At 62.0% G+C, this 23,381-nt stretch carries 19 protein-coding genes; 7 read left to right on the top strand and 12 right to left on the bottom strand.

The genetic code is table 11. From position 1 onward, the window contains the following. Nucleotides 1-14: 14 nt before the first annotated feature. The 6 genes from EX00_RS15120 to EX00_RS15095 form a co-directional block, all read right to left on the bottom strand. A complete protein-coding gene (locus tag EX00_RS15120; RefSeq protein ID WP_047459189.1) occupies nucleotides 15-1,655 on the bottom strand; it encodes a dipeptide ABC transporter ATP-binding protein in 1,641 nt (546 codons plus the stop codon). After that, entirely contained in the window at nucleotides 1,652-2,569 is a 918-nt protein-coding gene (locus EX00_RS15115; RefSeq protein WP_080761252.1) for an ABC transporter permease, read from the bottom strand. The genes EX00_RS15120 and EX00_RS15115 overlap by 4 nt, the downstream gene beginning before the upstream one ends. Before the next feature lie 14 nt (nucleotides 2,570-2,583). Further along, nucleotides 2,584-3,534 (bottom strand): ABC transporter permease, encoded by a 951-nt coding sequence (locus EX00_RS15110; RefSeq protein ID WP_047459187.1) that lies wholly within the window; start codon nucleotides 3,532-3,534, stop codon nucleotides 2,584-2,586. Nucleotides 3,535-3,551: 17 nt separating this feature from the next. Beyond that, nucleotides 3,552-5,219, bottom strand: a complete 1,668-nt coding sequence (locus tag EX00_RS15105; RefSeq protein WP_047459185.1) for an ABC transporter substrate-binding protein — start codon at nucleotides 5,217-5,219, stop codon at nucleotides 3,552-3,554. Between the two features lie 26 nt (nucleotides 5,220-5,245). Further along, nucleotides 5,246-6,433, bottom strand: coding sequence for an acyl-CoA dehydrogenase family protein (locus tag EX00_RS15100; RefSeq protein WP_047459184.1), 1,188 nt, complete (start codon nucleotides 6,431-6,433; stop codon nucleotides 5,246-5,248). Between the two features lie 148 nt (nucleotides 6,434-6,581). Next, nucleotides 6,582-7,682: an LLM class flavin-dependent oxidoreductase gene (locus EX00_RS15095; protein WP_047459183.1), complete on the bottom strand. Its 1,101-nt coding sequence runs from the start codon at nucleotides 7,680-7,682 to the stop codon at nucleotides 6,582-6,584. A 443-nt stretch (nucleotides 7,683-8,125) separates the two neighbouring features. Here EX00_RS15095 and EX00_RS15090 point away from each other — a divergent pair, with 443 nt between their 5' ends. The 6 genes from EX00_RS15090 to EX00_RS15065 all read left to right on the top strand — a co-directional run bounded on the left by EX00_RS15090 (nucleotide 8,126) and on the right by EX00_RS15065 (nucleotide 15,229). Next, nucleotides 8,126-9,082 (top strand): ABC transporter substrate-binding protein, encoded by a 957-nt coding sequence (locus EX00_RS15090; protein ID WP_047459182.1) that lies wholly within the window; start codon nucleotides 8,126-8,128, stop codon nucleotides 9,080-9,082. Beyond that, a complete protein-coding gene (locus EX00_RS15085) occupies nucleotides 9,079-9,885 on the top strand; it encodes an ABC transporter permease (RefSeq protein ID WP_047459181.1) in 807 nt (268 codons plus the stop codon). The genes EX00_RS15090 and EX00_RS15085 overlap by 4 nt, the downstream gene beginning before the upstream one ends. Nucleotides 9,886-9,999: 114 nt before the next feature. After that, on the top strand, nucleotides 10,000-10,839 hold the full coding sequence (locus EX00_RS15080) for an ABC transporter ATP-binding protein (RefSeq protein ID WP_047459179.1): 840 nt from the start codon (nucleotides 10,000-10,002) through the stop codon (nucleotides 10,837-10,839). Nucleotides 10,840-10,942: 103 nt separating this feature from the next. Next, nucleotides 10,943-12,760 carry a sensor histidine kinase gene (locus EX00_RS15075; RefSeq protein ID WP_047459177.1) on the top strand — a complete coding sequence of 606 codons (1,818 nt, stop codon included), beginning with the start codon at nucleotides 10,943-10,945 and terminating at the stop codon, nucleotides 12,758-12,760. Next, nucleotides 12,757-14,109, top strand: coding sequence for a sigma-54-dependent transcriptional regulator (locus EX00_RS15070; RefSeq protein ID WP_047459176.1), 1,353 nt, complete (start codon nucleotides 12,757-12,759; stop codon nucleotides 14,107-14,109). Before EX00_RS15075 ends, EX00_RS15070 begins: the two co-directional genes overlap by 4 nt. A gap of 190 nt (nucleotides 14,110-14,299) precedes the next feature. Continuing rightward, nucleotides 14,300-15,229, top strand: a complete 930-nt coding sequence (locus EX00_RS15065; protein WP_047459174.1) for a dihydrodipicolinate synthase family protein — start codon at nucleotides 14,300-14,302, stop codon at nucleotides 15,227-15,229. Between the two features lie 89 nt (nucleotides 15,230-15,318). On the opposite strand, the gene EX00_RS15060 is transcribed toward EX00_RS15065, so the two are convergent. Then, nucleotides 15,319-16,212, bottom strand: coding sequence for an SDR family oxidoreductase (locus EX00_RS15060; protein WP_047459173.1), 894 nt, complete (start codon nucleotides 16,210-16,212; stop codon nucleotides 15,319-15,321). Nucleotides 16,213-16,336: 124 nt separating this feature from the next. On the opposite strand from EX00_RS15060, the gene EX00_RS15055 reads away from it, so the two are divergent. Beyond that, nucleotides 16,337-17,311 (top strand): AraC family transcriptional regulator, encoded by a 975-nt coding sequence (locus EX00_RS15055; RefSeq protein WP_047459172.1) that lies wholly within the window; start codon nucleotides 16,337-16,339, stop codon nucleotides 17,309-17,311. Nucleotides 17,312-17,396: 85 nt separating this feature from the next. On the opposite strand, the gene EX00_RS15050 is transcribed toward EX00_RS15055, so the two are convergent. From EX00_RS15050 to EX00_RS15030, 5 genes are read right to left on the bottom strand one after another with little or no spacing between them, the layout of a single operon-like run. Further along, nucleotides 17,397-18,338 (bottom strand): ABC transporter permease, encoded by a 942-nt coding sequence (locus EX00_RS15050; RefSeq protein ID WP_047459171.1) that lies wholly within the window; start codon nucleotides 18,336-18,338, stop codon nucleotides 17,397-17,399. Beyond that, on the bottom strand, nucleotides 18,335-19,384 hold the full coding sequence (locus EX00_RS15045) for an ABC transporter permease (protein WP_047459170.1): 1,050 nt from the start codon (nucleotides 19,382-19,384) through the stop codon (nucleotides 18,335-18,337). Before EX00_RS15045 ends, EX00_RS15050 begins: the two co-directional genes overlap by 4 nt. Then, complete coding sequence (locus tag EX00_RS15040) at nucleotides 19,374-20,900, bottom strand: ABC transporter ATP-binding protein (RefSeq protein ID WP_047459169.1); 1,527 nt, start codon at nucleotides 20,898-20,900, stop codon at nucleotides 19,374-19,376. The genes EX00_RS15045 and EX00_RS15040 overlap by 11 nt, the downstream gene beginning before the upstream one ends. Continuing rightward, entirely contained in the window at nucleotides 20,897-22,321 is a 1,425-nt protein-coding gene (locus EX00_RS15035) for an amidase (protein ID WP_047459168.1), read from the bottom strand. Before EX00_RS15035 ends, EX00_RS15040 begins: the two co-directional genes overlap by 4 nt. A gap of 12 nt (nucleotides 22,322-22,333) precedes the next feature. Beyond that, nucleotides 22,334-23,320: a BMP family protein gene (locus EX00_RS15030; protein ID WP_047459165.1), complete on the bottom strand. Its 987-nt coding sequence runs from the start codon at nucleotides 23,318-23,320 to the stop codon at nucleotides 22,334-22,336. Between the last annotated feature and the right edge of the window lie 61 nt (nucleotides 23,321-23,381).

Raw genomic sequence — 23,381 nt, 5'->3', positions numbered from 1 at the left:
GATGAAACGGGTAATCAGGCAACCCGTCCAGGGATCGCCTCCAGAAGTTCGCGTGTGTAGGCGGCCTGCGGATTTCCGAAGACTTGGCCCGTAGCGCCGTGTTCGACGACGCGTCCGCCCCGCAGCACGACGATCTGATGTGCGATGGCCGATACGACGGCCAGATCGTGCGAGACGAGCACATAGCTCATTCCCAGATCACGCTGCAGATCGCCGAGCAGGTTGAGGATCTGCGCCTGAATGGAAACGTCGAGGGCGGAAACCGGCTCGTCGAGAAACAGAAGCTCCGGCCCGAGCGCCAGCGCGCGGGCAATCGCGACGCGCTGGCGTTGCCCGCCGGAAAGCTCGCGCGGCAGCCGGTTGAGCGCCAGTCTCGGCAACCGCACCTGGTCGACAAGCTGACGCGCGCGGGCCTGAAGCTCAGCCGCCGTATATTTCCCAAAGGATTGCAGCGGCTCAACGATGCTTTCGAAGACGGTGTAGCGCGGATCGAGCGAGGCGAACGGGTTCTGCTGTATGAGCTGGATGCGTCGGCGTAGCGGACGGAACTCGTTCCAGCCGAGCCCTGTGATATCACGCCCTTCGAAAATGACGCGCCCCGACGTGGGCCTGTCCAGGCCGAGGGCAATGCGCAGCGAGGTGGTCTTGCCCGAGCCGGATTCCCCGACGATCGCCAGTGTCTGTCCGGCATGGACGCTGAAACTCACCCGATCGAGCGCCTGGAATAGCGGTTTTGGTCCTCGTCCAAACCAGGATGCTTCTCCCGGCAGGGCGAAGACCTTGCTGACATCCTCGAAACGCAGGATCTCGCGTGTCGCGGCAACGGGCTTCGCACCTATTTGCGAGAGCGGAGCCCTCAGCGCCGGTGCGGCGGCGATCAGGGCGCGGGTGTAGGGCTCGGCCGGCGCGCGCAGGATGGAGGCCGGCGGACCTTGCTCGACGATACGACCTGCCTGCATCACCAGGACCCGATCGGCCCGGTCTGCCGCGACGCCGAGATCATGGGTGATGATCAGCATCGAAATGCCGCGCCCCTTCACCAGCAGGTCGAGATGATCAAGGATGCGGCGCTGCACCGTGGCGTCGAGCGCACTGGTTGGTTCGTCGGCGATAATCAGTTCGGGCTGTCCGGCAATCGCAATGGCGATCAGGACGCGCTGGCGCATGCCGCCGGAAAGCTCGTGCGGGTATTGCCGCGCGCGCAGCACCGGCTGGTCGATGCCGACCTGTTCGAGTAGCTCCAGCACATCGGCATCGAGGCTTCTGCCCCGAGGTCCACGCGCACGTTCCACGGCCTCGCCAATCTGACGGCCGATGCGCATGGTTGGATTGAGGCTGACCATCGGATCCTGCGGCACGAGGCCGACGACGCGCCCGCGCAGTGCCCGCCACTGGCCTTCGCCCGCGTTCGTCATGTCTTCGCCGCCAACCCGGATCGTGCCGGTCTTGACCTCGGCATTGTCAGAGAGAAGGCCGATCAGCGCATTTGCCAGTGTGGATTTCCCCGAGCCGGACTCGCCGACGATCGCCACCACTTCGCCGGGGGCGACAGTGAGACTGACATGCTTGACGGCATCGACGATCTGGTTGCCGGAGCGATAGCTGACGCTGAGATCAGTGAGGTCGATGATCGGCTCGAGTGCTGCTTCAGTCATCTCGACACCTCCTCGAGCGTGCGCGAAATATGGTTGAGCGCGAAGACGGCAAGCGCCACGAACATGCCGGGCAGAAGCGGAAGCCAGGGCGCCGTGATGAGGAATTTCCGGCCATTGGCAATGAGCGTGCCCCATTCGGCAGCCGGTGGCACCGCACCGAAGCCGAGGAAACTCAATCCCGAGGCGACAAGGATCGCCACTCCGAAATCCAGCGTGGCGAGCACGATGACCGCGCCTGAAGCGTTGGGCAGGATGTGATTGACGAGGATGCGGCTCCAGCCGGCCCCGCCGAGCCTGGCGGCCTCGACATAGGCGAGCGTTTTGACCCGCATGACCTCGGCGCGCATGGTGCGAGCAAAACCGGGCAAAAGACCAAAGCCGACGGCAACGGCGACCGGCAGCGTGCCGAAACCGATTGCCGTGACGATGACGAGCGCGAGCAGAAGGCTGGGCAGAGCCAGCATCACGTCGATCAGGCGCATGATGACAGCATCGATCCGCCCACCGAAGAAGCCGGCAAACAATCCGAGGGTCGAGCCGCCGATAAAGGCGATCGACACGGCCAGAAGTGCAGCCTGAACCGACAGACCGGCGCCATAGATGATACGGGTGTAGAGATCGCGGCCCAGCTCATCGGTGCCGAACCAATGCAGCAGGCTCGGCGCGCGCAGCTTTTCCAGCGGAACGGTCGCGTAAGGGTCGAAACGCGTCAGCAGTGTCGGCACCGCCGCGGCAAGCAGCACGAAGAGGATGAAGGCAAGCGCGAGCAGGAAGCCCGGATGACCACGCAGAAGGCCGAGCGTCTCGCTCCAGCGTCGCAGCCGGGCCGAGCGGATCGGCACGTCATCGCTATCCGTGGCGTCGATATAGGCCGGCGCGAGGGGCGAAAAATGGGTGAAATCCGGAGTGGTCATCGTCTCAAGCTCCTTCAGGTGACTTTCGCTGCGCGCGCGATGCGTGGATCCAACAGTGGGTAGAGAAGATCGACAATGAGATTGATGGTCACGAAGGCCGCCGCCGAGATTGTCACCACGGCGAGCACGACGGGAATGTCTTGTCTCAACACCGATTCCTGCGCGAGCCGGCCGACGCCGACGCGGGTAAAAACCGTCTCGACCAGGACCGCGCCGGAGACCGTATTGCCGATCTGCAGCCCGATCAGCGTCAGGATCGGCAGTGCCGCATTGCGCAGCACATGCCGCCACTGGATCTGCCCACGGGAAAGCCCCTTGGCCCGTGCCGTGACGATGTAGGATTCACCCCAGACATCGTCGAAGCTGCGCATCAACACCTGCGCGTAGATGGCAGCGCTCGGAATAGCCAGCGTCACTGCGGGGAGGACCAGCGACGCGAAGCCCTTGTTGCCCATAGACGGAAACCAGCCGAGCGTGAAGGAGAAGATCTGGATCAGCAGCAGCCCCGTCCAGAACACCGGGACCGAAAGACCCAGTGCCGGAAGTCTGCGGAGCGCAAGCCGAAGTGGTCGCCATCTGAGCCAGGCCGCCGCATAGGCAAAGCCCACCCCGGCCGCCACCGAGAGCGTGATGGCGCAGCCGGCAAGCATGAGCGTTTGCGGCAGCCGGTCGGCTAGCAAGGCGGTAACCGAGCTGCCGGTCGATAGCGACGCGCCGAAATCGCCCCGCAGCAGATTGCCCAACAGATGAAGGTATTGATCGACCACGCCACGGTCGAGCCCGTAGTGATGCCGGGCCTCGGCGAGCTGCGCGGCGCTCAAGGTATCGGCATCGACGCCCGATGCCGTCAGCATCAGCGACAGTGCGTCGCTCGGGAGCAGATAGAGGATCACATAGGTGATCGTATAGGCGCCCCAAAGCACCAGAAATGCCTGTGTGATCCGGCTGATAATATAGGTCTTCATCCGTTCCGCCCCCGTTCTCATGCCGTAGCGTCGAGCCAGATGTCGTTGAAGAGCGCAAAGCCTTCCGACGTCCACTGGAAATCTCTCACCCGGGGTGAGGCCGCCGCCTGCCAGAGGCGCTCGTAGATCGGGAAGGCGACGTTGTCGTCGATCAGCACGTCCTGCAGTCCGGCATAGGCTTTCGCCCTTTCCGCGCTCGACGTCGTCTGCAGGCCGGCGTCGAAGAACGCCTCCACCTTCTTCAGTGTCTCGGGCGGATAAGCATTGACGGAAAGTGCCGAGTTGTTGGTGTAGCGGGGGTCGAGGATCGTCTGGAGGACGACCGGATCGGCGCGGGTCATGTAGGTCGAGTGCAGATCGTAGCGTGCCGCAGAAACGAAGGTCAGGAATTCGCCAGCGACCAGCACTTCGAGCTTCAACTCGATCCCCGCCTGCCGCAATTGATCCTGGATCAGCACGTCGCCGGCGGTCTCCGCCGTCTGAAGCGGCCGAACGAGCGTCAGGCGCTTGCCATCCTTATAGCGCCAGCCGTCATCGCGTCGCAGCCAGCCGGCCTTGTCGAGCAGTTGCGCCGCGCCGTCGGGATCATAGGCGAGCTTTGCCGCCTGCGATTTGAAATAGGGTGTGGTAACATCATAGGGTCCCTGAACGACGGGGAACTCGGCGCTATAGACGCCCTGGGCAAAGGTCTTGCGGTCGATGGCCTTCTGCAATGCGGCTCTGACCGAGGGATCGCTGAGGATGCGCCCTTCTCCGACATTGGGATAAAGATTAAGCGCCGGGCCGGGAAGCGAGCGGCTGAGGATCTGCGCGTTGATGCTCTCGAACTGCTTGATGTCCACGTCACTGAACGGATCACGCGGCCAGAGGAGTTCGAGCTCGCCCTGCAGGAACTGGCCGCTGCGCACGCTTTCCTCCGGGATATACTGGATCTCGACAGCGTCCAGATAGGCCTTGCCCGGATTGTGCGCGGCTTTCGACGGCCAGGCGTAATCGTCGCGCCGCGCCAGCTTGATGCCGACCTCCGGCCTGTATTCCTTGAGCACGAACGGCCCGGTGCCGATGATCGCGCCGCGGGAGCGCTCCTCCGGCGTGCGCTTGTAGGATTCAGGCGCGAGAATGGCGAGATTGGTGGTCGATGTCGCCTGCAGGAAGCCGGCATTCTGTTTCGACAGGCGAACACGGATGGTGTGGTCGTCCACGACTTCGGAGTGGTCGTAGCCGGCGAGATAGGTACGGCCGAAGGTGGCGGGGACGCTCGCGGCGAAGGCCTTGTTGGAATCGAAAGCAATGCGCACAGCTTCCGCATTCAGCGGCGTACCGTTGGAGAAGGTAACGTCCTTCCTGAGGTTGAACGTGTAGGTAAGCCCGTCCTCACTGATCTGCCAGCTGGTGGCGAGCCAGGGAATGATCTCGCCGGTCTGCGGGTTCTGGTCGGTCAGGGATTCAGCGACGTTGCGCAGCACGACGCGATGCTCGAGCCAGTAAACCTGGAAGGGGTCGATGCTGACAAGGGTGGTGTTATCACGCAGGAAGGCGATGCGCAGCGTTCCACCCTGGGTCGGCGCGCCGGCCGCCTTCGCTTCGGGAAGATTCATTGAAAGATTGGCCGCGGACAGAGCAACGAGGGTGCTTGCCGAGAGAAGAAGACGGCGGCGTGTCACGGTGTAGGAAGAAGACGTCATGATGGATATCCTGATGCTGTGGCCGATCAGCCGGTTTTAAGAATGGATCGGGAGACAAGCGTGGGGGAAAGCTCCGGTGGGCGTTGCGTCTTTGCGCCTTGTTCGAGTGCGGCGCGTCCGAGGATGGAAATCGCCGTATCCTCTTGCGGCGCATGAACGAGAACGGACTGGATATCGCGGAAGTGCCGCTCGATGCCGACATCGGCGCTGAGGCCGGGATTGCCGAGTGCGCCGACGGCGAGCTGCACGCTCTGGCGGATTTGGCGACCGGCCAGAAGACGGGCGCGGATCAGTTTCTCCGGGCTGTCGAGACCGTGATCCAGCGCGTCGAAGATGATCTGCCTCGCGCCTGAGACCAGAAGGTCGATCTCTCCGGCAAGCGTCACGAAGCGTTCCGTGCGGGCAATCGGGTAGCCGAGATTGGCCGGCACGCGCTCATGGGCGAAACGGACGAAGGCTTCCAGGGCGGCTTCCGCCGCGCCGAGATAGATGGCGGTGAGCGCCAGGGTCATGCCGGCATGGGCACGATTGTCCTGAGTGCCTGCGGCAACGTCCGTGAGATCAAGCACATCCTCGTGCGGTATCTCGACATTGGTGAACTCCACATCATGCGAACCGCTGGCGCGCATGCCTAGGCTCCGCCAATTCTCGATGACATTAATTCCCGGCAAGCCCGAAGGGACCACGAAGGTGCCGACGCGCTGCGGCTCCTCGTCGGTGCGTGCCCAGACGAGGAAATGCGTCAGTCCGAGAGCGCCGGTGACGAAGCGTTTCTTGCCGGTGATGGACCATCCATGCGGCGTGCGCCGCGCCAGCGTGTCCGGCAAGCCGCCGCGTGCGGGCGATCCGAGATCAGGTTCCACGCGCGCCGCGTTGAGCAGGATGGGGCGCTCATTCGCCTCAGCGAGCAGACGGCGATAAAGGCCCTCCGGCCATCGGTTGCGGCTGACCTCACCGAGATGCGTGAAGATCGTCATGGCGCTGATCAGCGCGACCGAGGGATCTCCGCGCCCCAGTGCCGCGAGAATTCGCCCGGTGTCCGCAAGCGAGGCGCCGGCGCCGCCAAAGCGGGTTCCGACCGTGCTTTCGAGCAGACCGCTCTTGTGCACAGCCTGAATACCCACCCAGGGAAAGGCCCCCGTCGCGTCCGCAGCAGGTGCCGCGTCGGCCAGGGTACGAGTCAGATCCGTCAAATCGATCGTGCTATGGGACACTCTGATGAGCCCTTTCCGATTGAAAAAATGCGCGATACTTCACGCGCGCATTCGCTTGCCGCGTTGAATTTTCGCCTTGATGCTTGTGGTGATGATCAAAGCCGTCGCCGTTCAGGGCGGCAGGCTTAATCCTCTGATGTCTCCGTCCTCAGGCAACGTTTCGCTGCTGCGCGGCACGCTCCTCAAGTCCGGACCTGACCAGCGGCAGAATATAGCGGCCATAGTCGATGGCATCGTTGAGGTTGTCGTAGCCGCGGATCGAGATCAGATCGGCGCCAAGGTCGATGTAGTCGAGAATAGAATCAGCGATAGTCTGTGGCGAGCCGACGAGCGCCGTCGAGGCACCGCGCGCATTCGTGGCCGTCACGGTCGGGTACCAGAGCGCCCGGTCGTGCACCTCGCCGCGCGCGGCGATGTTGAGCAGACGCTGGGAGCCGACATTTTGCGGCGGCGGTGCGGATGCCGGGGCCTTGCCGAGGCCGTTGGCGCGGTTTTCGCGCAAGGACTCGAGCACCTTATGCGCCTTGACCCAGGCCAGTTCATCGGTTTCGGCGACGATCGGCCGGAATGTCACCCAGATGCGCGGACGATCGGTGCGTCCCGCGCGTTTGGCCTCGGCGTTGACGCGGTCGATCTGCTCCTTGGTCTCGGCTAGCGGCTCGCCCCAAAGCCCGAAAATATCCGCGAGAGCGCCGCCGATCCGGTAAGCTTCGTCGGAGGAGCCGCCGACCGAAACCGGGATCTTGCCGTTTACCGGACGGACCTGGTTGCTGAACTGCTTGAACTGGTAATAGCGCCCGTCGAAATCGAAGGGCTCCGGCGATTCCCATGCGCGTCTGAGGATGCGGATATATTCCTCAAGCCTCTCGTAGCGCTGCTCCTTTGTCAGGAAATCGCCTTCGCGCGCTTGCTCGACATCGCTGCCGCCGGCGATGAAGTGGACGACGACCCGACCTTCGCTTAGCTGATCGAGGGTGGCGAGCGCCTTTGCCGCCACTGTCGGATAGAGCGTGTTCGGGCGCAGCGCGATGATGATCTTGAGGTTTTTCGTGTTCGCCGCGATGGTCGCGCCGATCGTGAATGGATCAAAGGACGAGGAGTCGTAAGGGACCAGAGTATAATTGAAGCCGTAATCGTCAAGCGAGCGCGCATATCGCACCAGAAAACGTGGATCTATTGCCGGATGCGGCAGCGGATTTATTTCGGTGGAGGGGTTGGTGAACGTAACGCTTATGAATTCCGCAGACATACTTCTTCCTCGCCTATCTAATCAATCGACCATGCACGAAGCTTAGTTGACGGTGGCGTCGACAAGAAAGACCAGTCTTTCTGTTGTCTATTAATTTTATAGAAATTATTTTCTAAATGCGGCGCCTGAAAATGAGCTCATTGCCTACGGAATGTCAGGAGGGAGTGCGTGTTTTGATCGAGCGATATCTTGCTCGATATAGATCGAAGCTGGCAGATTTTTGCCAGAAGCGCCGTTGACCAGGATAAGTGGCAACGCCGTGTCGATCTGACGCCATCTTTCTGGCGAAAGCGAAAATTGTCATGATTTCAAGATATTGAATATTGCGCGAGGCGTGAGGCCCTGTCTTTTAACGCTGTGCGACCATCGCTGCGGCAACTGGCATACCTCTTGCTCCCAATTTCTCGACCCAACCGTTGGGTCACTGTTTTTGGGAGGAAAACATGAGACATTTGAAGCGCCGGCTGCTGCTGGCCGCGGTTGCCCTTATGGCTGCGGTATCCGCGAACGCCGCCGACAAGGTCCGGCTCGGCAATCTTAAATTCGCCCATTACGGCGCGATCTCCTACATGAAGGAACTGGCTCCGAAATACGATCTGGAAATCGAGGAGCGGTTCTTCGCCAAGGGCATCGACATCCTGCCCGCCATCGTGGCCGGTGAGGTGGATGTCGCTGCAAGCGCCGTCGATGCGGCGATCGCCGGTCGTGCCAAGGGCGTGCCGATTTATGCCGTCGCCGGTTTCGCCAAGGGTGGCGCCCGCATCGTGGCGGGAACCAAATCGGGGATCACCTCGATTGCCGAGTTCAAGGGCAAGAAGGTCGGCGTTGCCCGTGGCGGCGCCCAGGAACTGGTGCTGCTTGCCGAACTCGACAAGGCCGGCCTGACATGGTCGGAAAAACCCGGCAAGGATGTCCAGATCCTCTATATGGCCTATGCCGATCTCAACCAGGCGCTGATGGCCGGCGATATCGATGCCATGAGCCAGTCGGAGCCGCAGGCAAGCCAGGCGATCAACAAGGCCTTCGGCGTGGAGATCCTCAAGCCCTACGACACGCCGATCGGAATGCCCGTCCGTTCGCTGGTTTTCTCCGAGGAATTCTACAAGAAGGGTGACGTTGCCGAGCGCACCATGAAGCTCTTTGTCGAGGCGACGAAGACCTTCATCGACAAGCCGGACCTGGCGGAGAAGTTCGTCATCAATGACATGTTCAAGGGGCAGATCACCCCACAGGACTTCAAGGATGCCATTGGGAACTCGCCCTACAGCTACGAAATCACGCCTGAACACGTCCAGATCACCACCGACCTGATGGTGAAGTATGGCGTCGGTAAGCTCGTCAATCCGCCGAAGGCGACCGACTGGGTGAAGACGGATCTGCTGGAAAGCGCCCTGAAATGATCAAGCGGCTGTTGCAAAATCTTGCCGTTCCGGTCGTCCTCTTGACCATATGGCAACTGATGTCGGTCTTCGGTCTTGTCAGACCGGAGATCCTGCCGTCTCCGGTGGCGATCATCGAGCGCCTGTGGCTTTACCTCATTCCGGAGGAAAGCTTCCAGGAGGCCGGTAGCCTTGGCGCATGGATCATGTCGAGCGAGCTTCTGGGCGACCTGCTGGCGAGCCTTCAGCGCGTCGTTCTGGGCTTTGTTGTCGGGGCGGGGCTTGCACTTCCGCTCGGGTTGCTGATGGGCACGGATAAGACGATCGAGCAATTGTTCAATCCGGTCATTCAGTTCCTGCGGCCGATCCCGCCGATCGCCTATATTCCGCTGGCGATCCTCTGGTTCGGTCTCGGCAATCCGCCCGCCATCTTCCTGATCGCCATCGGGGCCTTCTTCCCGGTGTTGATCAACACGATCAGCGGCGTGCGCAATGTCGACAGCATCTATGTCCGCGCCGCCACCAATCTTGGCGCGAACAGGCTCACTTTGTTCCGGCGCGTTATCCTGCCGGCCGCCACGCCCTATATCCTCACGGGCATGCGGATCGGTATCGGAACGGCCTTCATCGTCGTCATCGTCGCTGAAATGATCGCGGTCAACAGCGGCCTTGGATACCGGATTCTCGAGGCCCGCGAATATATGTGGTCGGATAAGGTGATCGCCGGGATGATTGCGATCGGGCTGCTCGGCCTTGCCATCGATATCGGCGTCAACCGGCTGAACAGCCACTTGTTGCGCTGGCATCGCGGCATCGAGTCGTAGCGGACGCCATTCTAGCCGACAGTCTTCAATCTGCCGGTCCGCCTGCCCAATGGATGGGGCACGGACCGGCGCGATGGCATTGATCCGTCAATGCTCGCGATAGGGAGGAACTATATGTCAATCACCTCTGCAAACCTTGCCCCGCTGGCAGATACTGCCTCAGCGCCGCAGATTTTTGCGCGCGGTGTGAACAAGGTCTTCGGCAAGGAGCCGACCGCCGTCACGGCGCTGAAGGACATTGATCTTGAAATCAATGCCGGCGAATTCGTCTGCCTCCTTGGCCCCTCCGGCTGCGGCAAGTCCACCTTGCTCAACGCCATCGCAGGTTTCTCCCTGCCGACCGCCGGGACGCTGGAAGTCTCCGGCAAGGCCGTTACGGCCCCTGGTCCGGATCGTGGCATGGTGTTTCAGGAATATGCCTTGTTTCCGTGGATGACGGTCGAGCGCAATATCGCCTTCGGACTGGAAATACGTGGGCTGGCGAAGCAACAGATTGCCGAGACCGTCACGCAGCTTCTGGATCTGTTGGGGCTGAAGGAATTCCGTCAGCGTTTCCCCAAGGATCTGTCGGGTGGCATGCGCCAACGTGTGGCGATCGCCCGCGTCTTGGCGCTCGATCCACCGATCATGCTGATGGATGAGCCGTTCGGAGCGCTGGATGCCTTGACGCGGCGTTCGCTGCAGGATGAGCTTCTGCGCATCTGGCAGGCGGTCGGCAAGACCATCGTTTTTGTCACCCACTCCATCGAGGAAGCCATCTATCTCGGCTCGCGCGTCGTTATTCTCACCTACCGGCCGGGCACGATCAAAAGGGATATCCGTATCGAACTGCCTTATCCGAGAGACACCAATTCCGTCGAATTCAACGAGATCAAGCGGGAACTGGCGCAGATCGTTCACGCTGAGCAGGACCGTTTCGCATCGGACGAGCGGCAGGGTCTTACCCTGGACTGACGGAACGTCGGGCTGCGCGGTTGAGGCGTTTCCGGATGCTGCTTTGCCGCGCGGCCTATCCTGCTATGATCACGAGATTGGGGTACAGCTTGGGGGAGCACCTTTGCGATGGAAATACCTGATACTCGCTCTTGTGTTCATGGCACTCGGTGTGGGCATACCGGGACTTGTTCAGGATGCGACGCGGAAATATGGGCTGCGGGAAACGGCTGCTCAGTCGCATGAGCGGCTCAGGCTCATCTCGGCCACCTTGTCGGCTCGCATCGAGCGCTTCCGCTACCTGCCGGATGTCGTGGCCCGCTCCAGCGAGATCGAGGACTTGTTCCGCTCCGGCATGGCTGAGGACAAGCGGCCGGACATCAATCGCTTCCTGGCTCGCCTTTCGAACGCATCCGGTGCCGTGGCGCTCTACGTCACCGATACCAAGGGATTGACGATCGCCGCCAGCAACTATGACACGCCTGACAGTTTCGTCGGCCATGACTATAGCTATCGGCCATATTTTCGTGACGCGATGGCCAATGGCAATGGCAGCTATTACGCCGTCGGCACCACCACCGGCCAACCGGGTTATTTTCTTTCCGTTCCCATCAAGGTCGATGACAAGGTTGTCGGCGTCTCCATCGTCAAGATCGATCTCCTGCCGGTCGAGAAACAGTGGCGCGACGCATCCGAGCAGGTTGCCATGGCGGATAGTGAAGGCATCATCTTCCTGTCGTCGCAGCCGGATTGGCGATACACGGCCACATCACCGATTTCGCACACGGCCCTTGCGCAACTGAAGCAGGAACGTCGCTATGGCGATGCGGCGCTGACACCAAAAATCAGGGTTCAGCAATCATCGGGTTTCGATCTGGCGACGGTTGAAAACGACGACACATCGGAACAGCGTTTGCAGGTTGCCGCACCATTCGGTGAAAAGGGCTGGACGCTGATCTACTTTGCCGATCTCACCGACATCAGACGTCAGGATGATATCGTCGCTATTGCCACGGCACTTGCAGGCCTGCTGGTTCTGGCCGGCATCACCATCGCCGTGCAAAGGCGGCGCGGCCGGCAGGCGGCAAGGCGCGCCTACGAACAACTTGAACACCGTGTTGCCGAGCGCACCCAGCAATTGAAGCAGAGCCATGACCGGCTGGAGCTAGAGATTGCCGAGCGGAAAGAGGCCGAGCGGCAACTGAGCGTGACACGCAGCAATCTTTCGCAGGCGGAAAAGCTTGCACTGATCGGCCAGGCCTTTGCCGGACTTGCGCATGAAATCAATCAGCCGCTGGCGGCGCTATCGACCTACATCGCATCGACCCGACTGCTGCTTCAACGCCGGCAATATGATCCTATCGGGGAAAATATCGACACAATGAACGAGGTCGTCGGCCGCATTTCCGATCTTACCGGTCAATTGAAGCGTCTGGCGCGCCGAAGCGACGACGATTTCGTCGATGTCGACCTCGGAGCGATCATAAAGCGCACCCTGAAACTGCTGAAGTTTCGTTTTTCCGACCTCGGCATCGACGTTGCGCGAGAGATCGGCCCCGGCCTCAATGTCCAGGGGAGTGCGGCGCAGCTCGAGCAGGTCATCCTCAATCTTCTCAGCAATGCGATCGATGCTGTCAGGAACCGGAAAGAGCCTTGCATTCGTGTGAGCGCGGTTACGGAAGGGACATGCTGTGTGATTGCCGTCGACGACAATGGTCCGGGGATTGCGGCCGATACCGGCACGCAATTGTTCGAGCCGTTCTATACGACCAAATTGCCCGGCGAGGGCCTCGGTCTCGGTCTGGCAACGGCGCACCGCATCGCAAACGACCATGGCGGTACGCTGGCTTTCGATCAGTCGCCGCTTGGTGGGGCCAGATTCATTTTGCGCCTTAGACGGAACGGCAAGAGCGCAGCGCGCCGGGAAGGGGAGGTCGCATGATAGAGGCATTGCCTGTCATATTGTTGATCGAGGATGATGCCGCGCTTCGGCGTTCGCTCGCGCAATGGCTATCGCTCAACGAGCTGGCGGTGATCCAGGCCCCGGACGCCAATGATGCGCTCAAGGTCCTTCGCTCGGAAAAAGTCGATGTCGTTATTTCGGACGTGCGCATGCCGGGCATGTCCGGTCTGGAGTTGCTTGCCATCATCAGAAAAACCTGGCCGGAGCTGCCGGTGATCATCCTGAGCGGTCATGGTGACGTTCCCATGGCGGTTGCCGCCATTCAGGCCGGGGCGTTCAATTTTCTGACGAAGCCCTATGTGCCGGAACAGTTGATCGGTACGCTTCAGAACGCGCTCGAACAGGCCCGGCTGCGCCGGCGGGTCGTCTCCCTGGAACAAAGCAATGCAACCCAGGCCAGGCTTGATCGGCAATTGCTGGGTACGGATCAGGCGACGACCCGCTTGAAGTCCACTATCGAGCAGCTTGCCCCCTACCACGTCGACGTGCTGATCAAGGGCGAGACCGGCTCGGGCAAGGAGGTTGTGGCCCGGCTGCTGCATGAATGCAGCCCGCGCCAGGCCAGCTCCTATGTGGCGATCAATTGCGCCGCCTTGCCGCTCGACATCGTCGAGAGCGAGCTCTTCGGTCACGAGACGGGGGCATTTACCGGCGCTTCGGGCACGCGCGTCGGCAAGTTCGAATTCGCGAATGGCGGCACGATCTTCCTGGATGAGATCGAAAGCATGCCGCTTTCCATACAGGCGAAGCTCCTGCGCGTTCTGCAGGAACGCACGGTCACCCGCTTGGGCTCGAACCGCGAAATACCGATCAACATACGCGTCCTGTCCGCGACCAAGGAGGATCTTCGCGATCTCGCCACGCGCGGGCTTTTTCGTGAGGATCTCTATTATCGGCTGGCGGCGGCGGATATCGCGATTCCTCCCTTGCGGGATCGCGGTCACGATGCGCTGCTGCTGTTTGAACACTTTATGATGTCGATGGCGGAACGCCTTGAGCGGAAGGCGTTGCCTTTGACGGATGAGGAAACACGCTTTCTTCTTGCCTATGCATGGCCCGGCAATGTCCGGGAGCTCAAGCATCTGGCAGAGCGCCGGACGTTGGGGCTGGATTGGCGCCCCGACACGGATCAGCAGGACGATCTGACGGTTGAGAATTCCTCTCTGGCCGATCTTGTCGATCAATTCGAGCTCAAGGTCATCGAACAGGCTTTGAATGGTGCTGGTGGCAAGGCCAGCCTCGCGGCGGAACGGCTGCAGCTTCCCCACAGAACGTTGAATGAGAAGTTGAAACGGCTGAGCATGAAGAAAAGAGACGACCGCGCGTGATGACAACAATGCTCGGCGCCGTGCATTTAGGCGGGTCTGACCTGCTTTCCGCCTGTTTCCGGCATGGATCGCATGACGGAACGTCTTGTCACGGAGCGCTGCGTCAGCAATATCCTCGAATATCTCGGCGGTCGCCCGCAGGCGATCGTCCCCTATGTCGTTAATCCCCAAGTACTGGCAGGCTGACATAATGCTCAAGAAGATCGAAGGTATCATTCCCGTCATGATCACGCCGTTCACCGAGAGTGGCATGATCGACTACCCCGGCGTTGCAAGGCTGGTGGAATGGTACATCGCCAATGGTTCCGATGCCCTGTTTGCCGTCTGCCAGTCCAGCGAGATGCAGTTTCTCAGCCTCGAAGAGCGCGTCGAGCTTGCGGCCTTCGTCAAGATGGCGGCGGCCGGCCGCGTGCCGGTCATCGCCTCCGGCCATGTCAGCGAGAGCCTGGAAGACCAGCTTGCCGAACTGAGCGCGATCGCCGCCACCGGCGTTGACGGGATGGTGCTCGTCACCAATCGCCTCGACGCCAAGAAGGAGGGTGGCACGAAATTCCTCGATGATCTCAACTGGCTCCTCGAGCGCCTGCCGAAGGATCTGACGCTCGGTCTCTACGAATGCCCGGCACCCTATCGTCGCCTGTTGAGCGACGATGAGCTGTTGTTCTGCGCCCGCAGCGGCCGCTTCGCCATCCTGAAGGACGTGTCCTGTGATCTCGAAACGGTCAAGCGTCGCGTCGCACTGACGAAGGATACGCCGCTTGCTATCGTCAACGCCAATGCGGCGATCGCCTATGATGCCATGAAGGCGGGATCGCGCGGCTTTACCGGCGTATTCACCAATTTCCACCCGGATCTCTACAAGTGGATGTTGACGAAAAGCGCCTCCAATCCGGCGCTGGCGGATGAGCTCTCCGTCTATCTCGCTCTCTCCGCCATGGCCGAGCCGATGGGATATCCGAAGCTCGCAAAGCTCTATCACCAGCGCCTCGGCACATTCGCCTGCACCGACAGCCGCGTGATCAATTTCGATATCCAGGAGCGGTTCTGGGCGCTCGACGCACTCATGGACAAGATCGTCGAGGGCACAGACCATTTCCGTCGTCGGATTGCAGCCGGCTAAAGACCTGAGTGATCAGCGGACTGAAGAGGCTCCTGGCGGGCTATGACCTGACAGGAGCCATTGTGCCTTTCGTTGCCGCGCTTCGCCGTTCAGGCTTCGAAATAGGCCGGGTGATCGATATCAGCAATAAGCCCCGGCTGCGTCGGCTCCCAGCCCAGCAGCCGGCGTGTTCTCGCGCTCGACGCCGGGACGTCCATCCCAATGAAATGCCCGATCCAGCCGAAATGGTCTCGCGCTTCCTCCGCGGTCTTGCTGACGACGGGTACGTTCAGGCGGCGGCCGATCACGCCGGCGATGTCCTTGACCGGCACGCCTTCTTCCGCGACTGCGTGATAGGGGCCGTCCGTGGCGCCGCGTTCAAGCGCAAGCCGATAGACACGGGCGGCATCGAGCCGGTGCACGCCCGGCCAACGGTTGAGCCCTTCGCCAATATAGGCCGAGACGCCTTTCTCCCTGGCCGCGCGGATCAGGATCGGCACAAAGCCATGATCGCCGTGACCGTGAACCGATGGCGGAAGGCGCACGACCGCGGTGCGAAGTCCGCGCAACGCCAGGGTGGCGGCAGTCGCTTCCGAGGCGCGGGGATAGGTGTCGGATGGCTCAACAGCTGGATCGCTTTCGACCGCGGTGCGGCCCTTAGCCAACAATGCCATTCCCGACGTAACAATCAACGGAAGGTCTGTTCCCTCCAGCGCAGCGCCAAGCGCTTCGATGGCGCGGCGGTCCAGCTCGCAATTCGCCGCGAATTTTGAAAAGTCATGGTTGAAGGCGGTATGAATGACGCTATCGGCAGCGGCTGCACCACTGCGAAGGCTCTCCAGATCCTCGAGCGAACCATGATGGACCTTGGCGCCCGCAGCGGCGAGGGCCGCAGCTCCGGCGTCCGAGCGGGTAAGACCGAGCACCTCATGCCCGGCGGCAACTAGTTCCTTGACGACAGCAAAGCCGACCCATCCGGTGGCGCCGGTGACAAAGACACGCATGATGATTTCTCCTGATTACGGTCGATGACTGCGTTCACAGCCAATACGAGCCACGCTAGGAGATTGAAGAGGAACGATCTATGCTATAAAGTTCGTATTACCTTCGCGATCGTTCGGAAAACGCATGGACCCGCTCTCAGACGTTCTGTCACTCCTGAAGCCACGCAGCTATATGTTCGGTGGCTTCGAGGCGGGTGGCGACTGGTCGATCCGGTTCGGCCAGCATGAGGGCATCAAATGCTATGCCGTGGTATCCGGTCAAAGCTGGCTTTCGGTCGAAGGCGTTCCAGACGCTGTGCGCCTGAAGACGGGAGATTGTTTCGTTCTGCCGCGCGGACGGCCCTTTGTTCTGGCAAGCAATCCGTCCTTGTCGCCTATCGACTATCGCCAACTCTTTCCGACGCGACCGAATGGCAGCATGCGCGTTCTCAACAACGGTGGCGATTTCTCGATCGTTGGCGGGCACTTTACGCTGACCGGCGGACATGCCGGTGTGCTCCTGGCGATGCTGCCGCCAATCGTCCATATTCGAAGGGAGACGGATAGGGAGTCGTTGCGCTGGTGCATGGAACGTATGCGGTTGGAATTGCGCGAACCGAAGCCCGGTGGCTTCCTGATTGCGCAACAGCTTGCCTATACGATGCTGGTGCAGGCACTGCGGCTGCATCTGGCGGAAGGAGTGACGGGTGGCGTCGGCTGGCTCTTCGCCCTGGCGGATCGGCAGATGGCGGCGGCGATCACCGCGATGCACGAGGATCCGGCGCATCGCTGGACATTGGCGTCGCTTGCGGAGCGCGCGGGCATGTCGCGAACGACCTTCACCCTGAAATTCAAGGAAACGGTCGGGACGTCGCCGATGGACTATCTGACGCGCTGGCGCATGATGCTGGCTGGCGAAAGGCTGACGCATTCCAGCGATTCCATTTCCATCATCGCGCTCTCGCTCGGCTATGAATCCGAGAGTGCCTTCAGTACCGCCTTCAAGCGGATGATGGGCTGTTCGCCGCGCCAATATGGCCGCGGCGTGCATCCTGCATCTTCCTCGCGCTATGAAGGAGAGACCACCAGTGCCGATCGTCTCGAATCCATGGCGGGTTGATGGCTGATCCATATGGGGACACGATAGCGGTTCCGTCATTGGAGGAATCGGCATGGCGGACGATCAGGCTGACACGAGCCTTCGTTTATCTCTCGCCGCGCCGGTAGGGCTGCATCAGGGCCTGCGGCACCCGGGCGCGGCGGCTCATGATGGCCAGTGCCACGATGGACAGAATGTAAGGTGTCATCAGGAAGATCTGGTAGGGCACACCCTGTACTGCCGTTTGTAGGCGGAGCTGGAAAGCGTCGAAGAAGGCGAAGAGCAGGGCGCCGAACAGCGCCCGCCCCGGTCGCCAGGAGGAAAAGACGACGAGCGCGATGCAGATCCAGCCGCGGCCCTGCACCATGGTCGGGAAGAAGCTGTTGAAGGCGGCAAGCGTCAGGAAGGCGCCGCCCATGCCCATCAGCGCGCTGCCGGCAATCACGGCGCCGTAGCGCACCTTCATCGGGTTGACGCCCTGCGCCTCGGCCGCATGCGGGTTCTCGCCGGTCATCCGGATCGCCAGCCCAACCGGCGTGCGAAAGACGATATAGGCCATGGCGAGCGCAACCAGGATCGCGAGATAGGTCGGCGCGGTTTGCGTGAAGAAGGCGGGGCCGACAAAGGGCAGGGTCGACAGGCCGGGAATGCTGACCGGCTGGAACGCCACGATGGTCGGCGGCGTTCCAGCCACCGGCACGACCAGCCGAAAGACGTAATAGCTAAAGCTTGAGGCGAACAGCGTCACGCCAAGACCGGAGACATGCTGTGACAGGCCGAGCGTCACCGTCAGCGCTGAGTGCAGCAGGCCGAAGATGCCGCCGGCGATTGCCGCGACCAGAAGGCCGGTCCACAGATCGGCGCCATGATAGACCGACAGCCAGCCGATCATCGCGCCGAAGGTCATGATGCCCTCGATGCCGAGGTTGAGTACGCCCGCGCGCTCGCAAAGCAGGGCTCCCAGCGTGCCGAAGATCAGCGGTGTCGCAATCCGCAGCACGGCGGCCCAGAGCCCGGCGGAGGCGATGATATCGAACAGCGCGCTCATCGGCGGATCCTGTATTGCGTGAAGAATACTGCGATCAGCATGGTGAGCAGTGATAGGGCCACGGTGACATCGGCGATATAGGTCGGGATGCCGAGGCTGCGGCTCATGCCGTCGGCGCCGACGAACATGGTGGCCGTGAAGATGGCGGCCAGCACCACGCCGAGCGGATTGAGATTGGCGAGCATGGCGACAACGATGCCGGCATAGCCGAAGCCGGGCGACAGGTCGGTGGTCACATAGCCCTTGACGCCCATCACCTCGACTGCGCCGGCGAGCCCGGCAAGCCCGCCTGACAGGCAGGCGACCTTGACGAGGGTGCTGCCGAGCCGGACGCCGGCAAAGGCCGCGCCGGAAGGGTTGAGGCCGGCGGCGCGCGACCGCATGCCGAAGACGGTGCGCGACTGGACGAAATAGACGACGACAGCCAGGGCAATGGCGATCACAAAGCCGATATGCAGCCGCGAGCGGGCGATCAGCTTCGGCAGCATGGCGTGATCGACGACCGCCTGGGACTGCGGCCAGCCGAAGGCCGTGGGATCCTTGAGCACGCCGTCGATCAGCATGGAGACGAAGAGTACGGCAATGAAATTCAGGATCAGGCTGGTCACTACCTCGTCGACGGAGAAACGTAATCTCAGCCAGAGCGGGATCAGGATCAGCACCATCCCGGCGATGGCGCCGATGACGAGCAGCAGTGGGATCAGGATCGGCGCCGGCAATCCGGCGAGCATGTTCGAGCCGAAGGCGGCGACGGCAATCGCGCCGAGATAGAACTGCCCCTCGGCGCCGATGTTCCAGAGCCGGGCGCGGAAGGCGACGGCAGCCGCAAGCCCCGTCAGCATCAGCGGCGTGGCGCGCGTCAGCGTCTCGGTTGCCGAAAGCCGCGAGCCGAAGGCGCCGATCAGGATGCGTCGGTAGGCCTCGAGAACGGGGGCGCCGGCGATGGCGATCAATATGCCGGTCAATGCCAGTGCCGCCGCGACGGCGATCAGCGGTGTCAGGATCATCAGGTAGAGCGGGCGATGTTCGCGACGTTCAAATCGCATGGCCGGCCTCCGGTGCTTTCGACCATTCTCCGGCCATCATCAGGCCCAGCATGCGGGCATCAGCCTCCTCGGCGTCGACCGGCGTCGACAGTTTGCCGCCGACGATCGCCTGGATGCGGTCCGCAAGGGCAATGACCTCATCGAGATCCTCCGAAATCAATAGCACGGCCGTCCCCTTTCGCCGTGCTTCCAGAATGCGGGCGTGAACCGCGGCCACCGCGCCTTCGTCCAGCCCGCGCGCCGGCTGCGCGGCGATGAGGATTTTCGGGCGCTGATGGAGGTTACGACCGAGAATGAGCTTCTGCATGTTGCCGCCCGACAGTAGCCGGGTGCGGCTTGCCGGAGTGCCGCCCCGTACGTCGAATTCGATGATGATCTCCTGCGCGAAAGCGATGCCGGCCTTCCGGTCGACCAGGCCGTTTTTCGAGAAGGAGGAAAGGCGTTCCAGCACGGCGTTTTCCCAAATCGCCATTTCGCCGATCGCACCTTCCTTGTTGCGGTCTTCGGGGATGCGGCCAATGCCTGCCCTCACAATTTCGGCGACGTCAGGATTGCCCAATGGCTTGCCAAAGAAGAAAAGCTCGCCCGATGTGCGGGCAAGCGTGCCGGAGAGTACCTGCGCGAGTGCTGCCTGGCCGTTGCCCGAGACGCCGATGATGCCAAGAACCTCGCCGGCGCGCAGGTTGAAGCTGACCTTCTTCAGTCGCTCGACGCCGCCAATGCTCACCGTCATGCCGCGTGCTTCAAGCGCGATCTCGCCGGGCGTGCCCGGCTCGCGGATCGGGCGCGTTACCCGATGGCCGACCATCAGCTCGGCAAGTTCCGCCTTATCCGTCCGCGACGCTTCGCGCTCGGCCACCATCCTGCCGCCGCGCAGCACGACGATGCGGTCGGCAGCGGCCATCACCTCGTCGAGCTTGTGGGAAATGAAGATCAGCGACAGGCCCTGGCGGGCCATTTCCTTGAGTGTCGCAAACAGGCGCTCCGCCTCGATATTGGTGAGCACGGCGGTCGGTTCGTCGAGGATCAGGATACGGGCGTCATTATAAAGCGCCTTGAGGATTTCCACGCGCTGCTGTTCGCCGACGGAAAGGTCTCCAAGCCGAGCATCCGGATCGACCTTCAGGCCGAAACGCTTGGAGAGTGCCAGCAGCTTCTTGCGCGCGGCTCCGGTGCGTGACTTCCATGACCAGAGCTTTTCGGTGCCGGTCATGACGTTTTCGAGCACGGTCAGATTGGGCGCGAGCGAGAAATGCTGATGCACCATGCCGACGCCGGCGCCAATCGCCGCGCGCGGCTTGCCATGTGGCAGTTCGACGCCATCGATCAGGATGCGCCCGGCATCCGGCACGTAATGGCCGAAGAGGATGCTCATCAGCGTCGTCTTGCCGGCGCCGTTCTCTCCGAGCAGCGCCACGATCTCACCCTTGGCTAGCGTGAGCGAGATACCGTCATTGGCGACGATGTCGCCGAACCGCTTGCTGACGCCGTCTATCTCAAGGACAGGTCCGGTCATGCCGCGAGCCCCGCGATCGGGTAGCGATGCTGCCAGCGTCCGTCGGCTTCGAGCCGGGCGGCGAGAGACAGCAAAAGAGCATCTTTGCCCATCGGCGCCACGATCTGGACGGGCAAGGGCAGGCCGTCGGTATCGGCGCCAAAGGGCAGCGTCAGGGCCGGAAAGCCGGAGATATTGGCAAGCGAGGCAAGCGGTGCGAAAGCCGTCATGCGGTCGAGATGCAGGTCGGTATTGGAATGGTCGGTGGGAAAGGATCCAATCAACGGCGGCTGCGAGGCAAGCATCGGCATCAGCAGGATATCGACCTTGTCGAAGAGGGTCCACAGGCTGCGGCTCGCCTGCACCGCGCCATTGAGCGCATCCCAGAGTGCCGTTGCCGGCATGGCGCGTCCGCGCAGGATGAAAGCCTGTGTCAGCGTTTCGGCAGCTTGCATGTCGAGGCCGAGGCTATCCACCAAGGTCGCGATATTGACGGAGATGATATCGCCAAAGGCGCGTCCGCTGGCCAAGACCGGCTGTTCGACATCGTCCCAGGCGAGTTGGACGATGTGGTGCCCCTGTGTTTCAAGAAGGCGCGCTGCGGCTTCGACGGCCTCCAGTCGTTCTGGTGTGGTCGGATGTTGCACGCCTGTGTCCACAAGCAGGCCGATCCGCAGCGATCCCGGTTGAGCAGCGATCCGCTCGATATCCGCAAAGGGCCCCCTGGTTTCGCCGCGAAGGGCCTCAAGGAGCCGGCTGGCGTCGCGCACCGAGCGCGTCACGGCAAGCTCGCTGGCTATGCCACCGAGATGGTTGCCGAAGGAGGGGCCGGCCGGTATCGCACCCCGTGTCGGCTTCAGGCCGACAAGGCCGCAGCACGCGGCCGGCACACGGATCGAGCCGCCGGCATCCGTGGCGTGCGCGATCGATACGATACCCGCCGCCACGGCCGCCGCCGCACCGCCCGATGAACCGCCAGCGGTGCGGGCAGGGTCCAGCGGATTGCGGCAGATCGGGCCGATCGCGGGCTCGGATGCCAGAGAGAAGCCGAATTCCGGGCTGGTGGTCAGTCCGAACAGGCAGAAGCCTGCCTCGCGGAACCGTTTTGCAAGATCGCTATCGGCCTCGCCGCCCTCGCGTTTGAAAAGACGCGAACCCGCCGTCACCGGCAGTCCCGCAAAGGGACCGCCGAGATCCTTGGCAAGCGTCGGTATGCCGGCGAAAGGCCGGACGGCAAAACGGTCCGGATGCTGCGATCGTTCCAGATCCAAGGCCTTGGCGGAGGCAAGGCCCATCCCGGCGTCGAGATGGGCGATAGTGCCAAGAGAAGCCTGCTGCTCGCTAGCGGAAAGTGCGGCCTGCATGGCGTCCATGCAGGTGAGCTTTCCGGCTTTGATGGCGCCGGCCAGGTCGGTGGCATCGGCGGATAGATGGCTGGGCATGGTCGGACCGCGTTACTTCGGCTGTTCCATCACCTTGGGAACCTCGAAGGTGCCGGCCTTGATGTCAGCGCGGACCTTTTCCATAGCCGCCTCGGCATCCGCCGGTGCCACGCCCTTCACATAAACGATGTCGCTGCCGCCATCCTTCATCAGGCCATAGGCGGTGTAATTGCGCCCGACCGGTTTGCCGGCGGCAACGTCGGCGATCGCCGCATTGAGGATGGGACGAAAATACCACATGGCATTGGCAAACACCGTGTCCGGGTAGCGCGGCGTATAGTCGATCAGCGAGCCGACCGACTTGATTTTGCGCTCCTTGGCGGCATCCGCGGTGCCGATGCGTTCGCCGAACAGGATGTCGGCGCCGGCATCGATCTGTGCCAGGCCCGCCTCGCGCGCCTTCGGCGGGTCGAAGAAGGTGCCGATAAAGGAGACGAGGTGCTTGCAGTCGGGATTGACCGCCTTGACGCCGGCCGCAAACGCATTGATCAGCATGTTGACTTCCGGGATCGGGATCGCGCCGACCGAGCCGACAACGTTCGATTTGGTCATCTTGCCGGCGAGCATGCCGGCGAGATAGGCGCCGTCATGGTTCCAGGTGCCGAACACGCCGAAATTGCCGCTGACGGCCTCGCCGCTGGAGCCGAGCACGAAGGCGGTGTCCGGATAGTCGGCGGCGACCTGTCGCGCTTCCTTTTCCACCGCATAGGCTTCGCCGATGATCAGTTTGTTGCCCTGTTCGGCATATTCGCGCATGGCGCGGGGATAGTCGGTGCCCGACACACCCTCGGAGAACACATACTCGATCACACCTTCCTTGGCCGCATCCTGAAGCGCCTTGTGCAGACAGGAGTTCCACGCATTCTCCACCGGCGAGGCATGAATGCCGGCGACTTTCAGCGGTGCGGCGGCGCGCGCGGCAGGCGCAAGCGCGCTGACGCCAAGAGCGATGCCCGATGCGATTACCGCACGGCGCGATAGGGTGATGTCATGTGTCATTATTTGTTCCCACGTTTTTGATCGTTTGGTCAAAAGTCTATGGGTCGGCCAAAAAAGTGTC

The organism is Martinezella rhizogenes (assembly GCF_000799715.1).
In the GTDB taxonomy this organism is placed as follows: Bacteria; Pseudomonadota; Alphaproteobacteria; order Rhizobiales; family Rhizobiaceae; genus Rhizobium; species Rhizobium rhizogenes_C.
The sequence above is the reverse complement of the archived record's forward strand: the minus strand, read 5'-3'. Positions and strand labels throughout refer to the sequence as shown.

What these genes read in the sequence shown, in the direction of transcription:
- EX00_RS15120 (WP_047459189.1), bottom strand. Translation starts at nt 1,655, where the DNA reads ATGACTGAAGCAGCACTCGAGCCGATCATCGACCTCACTGATCTCAGC.
- EX00_RS15115 (WP_080761252.1), bottom strand. Translation starts at nt 2,569, where the DNA reads ATGACCACTCCGGATTTCACCCATTTTTCGCCCCTCGCGCCGGCCTAT.
- EX00_RS15110 (WP_047459187.1), bottom strand. Translation starts at nt 3,534, where the DNA reads ATGAAGACCTATATTATCAGCCGGATCACACAGGCATTTCTGGTGCTT.
- EX00_RS15105 (WP_047459185.1), bottom strand. Translation starts at nt 5,219, where the DNA reads ATGACGTCTTCTTCCTACACCGTGACACGCCGCCGTCTTCTTCTCTCG.
- EX00_RS15095 (WP_047459183.1), bottom strand. Translation starts at nt 7,682, where the DNA reads ATGTCTGCGGAATTCATAAGCGTTACGTTCACCAACCCCTCCACCGAA.
- EX00_RS15090 (WP_047459182.1), top strand. Translation starts at nt 8,126, where the DNA reads ATGAGACATTTGAAGCGCCGGCTGCTGCTGGCCGCGGTTGCCCTTATG.
- EX00_RS15085 (WP_047459181.1), top strand. Translation starts at nt 9,079, where the DNA reads ATGATCAAGCGGCTGTTGCAAAATCTTGCCGTTCCGGTCGTCCTCTTG.
- EX00_RS15080 (WP_047459179.1), top strand. Translation starts at nt 10,000, where the DNA reads ATGTCAATCACCTCTGCAAACCTTGCCCCGCTGGCAGATACTGCCTCA.
- EX00_RS15070 (WP_047459176.1), top strand. Translation starts at nt 12,757, where the DNA reads ATGATAGAGGCATTGCCTGTCATATTGTTGATCGAGGATGATGCCGCG.
- EX00_RS15065 (WP_047459174.1), top strand. Translation starts at nt 14,300, where the DNA reads ATGCTCAAGAAGATCGAAGGTATCATTCCCGTCATGATCACGCCGTTC.
- EX00_RS15060 (WP_047459173.1), bottom strand. Translation starts at nt 16,212, where the DNA reads ATGCGTGTCTTTGTCACCGGCGCCACCGGATGGGTCGGCTTTGCTGTC.
- EX00_RS15055 (WP_047459172.1), top strand. Translation starts at nt 16,337, where the DNA reads ATGGACCCGCTCTCAGACGTTCTGTCACTCCTGAAGCCACGCAGCTAT.
- EX00_RS15050 (WP_047459171.1), bottom strand. Translation starts at nt 18,338, where the DNA reads ATGAGCGCGCTGTTCGATATCATCGCCTCCGCCGGGCTCTGGGCCGCC.
- EX00_RS15045 (WP_047459170.1), bottom strand. Translation starts at nt 19,384, where the DNA reads ATGCGATTTGAACGTCGCGAACATCGCCCGCTCTACCTGATGATCCTG.
- EX00_RS15040 (WP_047459169.1), bottom strand. Translation starts at nt 20,900, where the DNA reads ATGACCGGACCTGTCCTTGAGATAGACGGCGTCAGCAAGCGGTTCGGC.
- EX00_RS15035 (WP_047459168.1), bottom strand. Translation starts at nt 22,321, where the DNA reads ATGCCCAGCCATCTATCCGCCGATGCCACCGACCTGGCCGGCGCCATC.
- EX00_RS15030 (WP_047459165.1), bottom strand. Translation starts at nt 23,320, where the DNA reads ATGACACATGACATCACCCTATCGCGCCGTGCGGTAATCGCATCGGGC.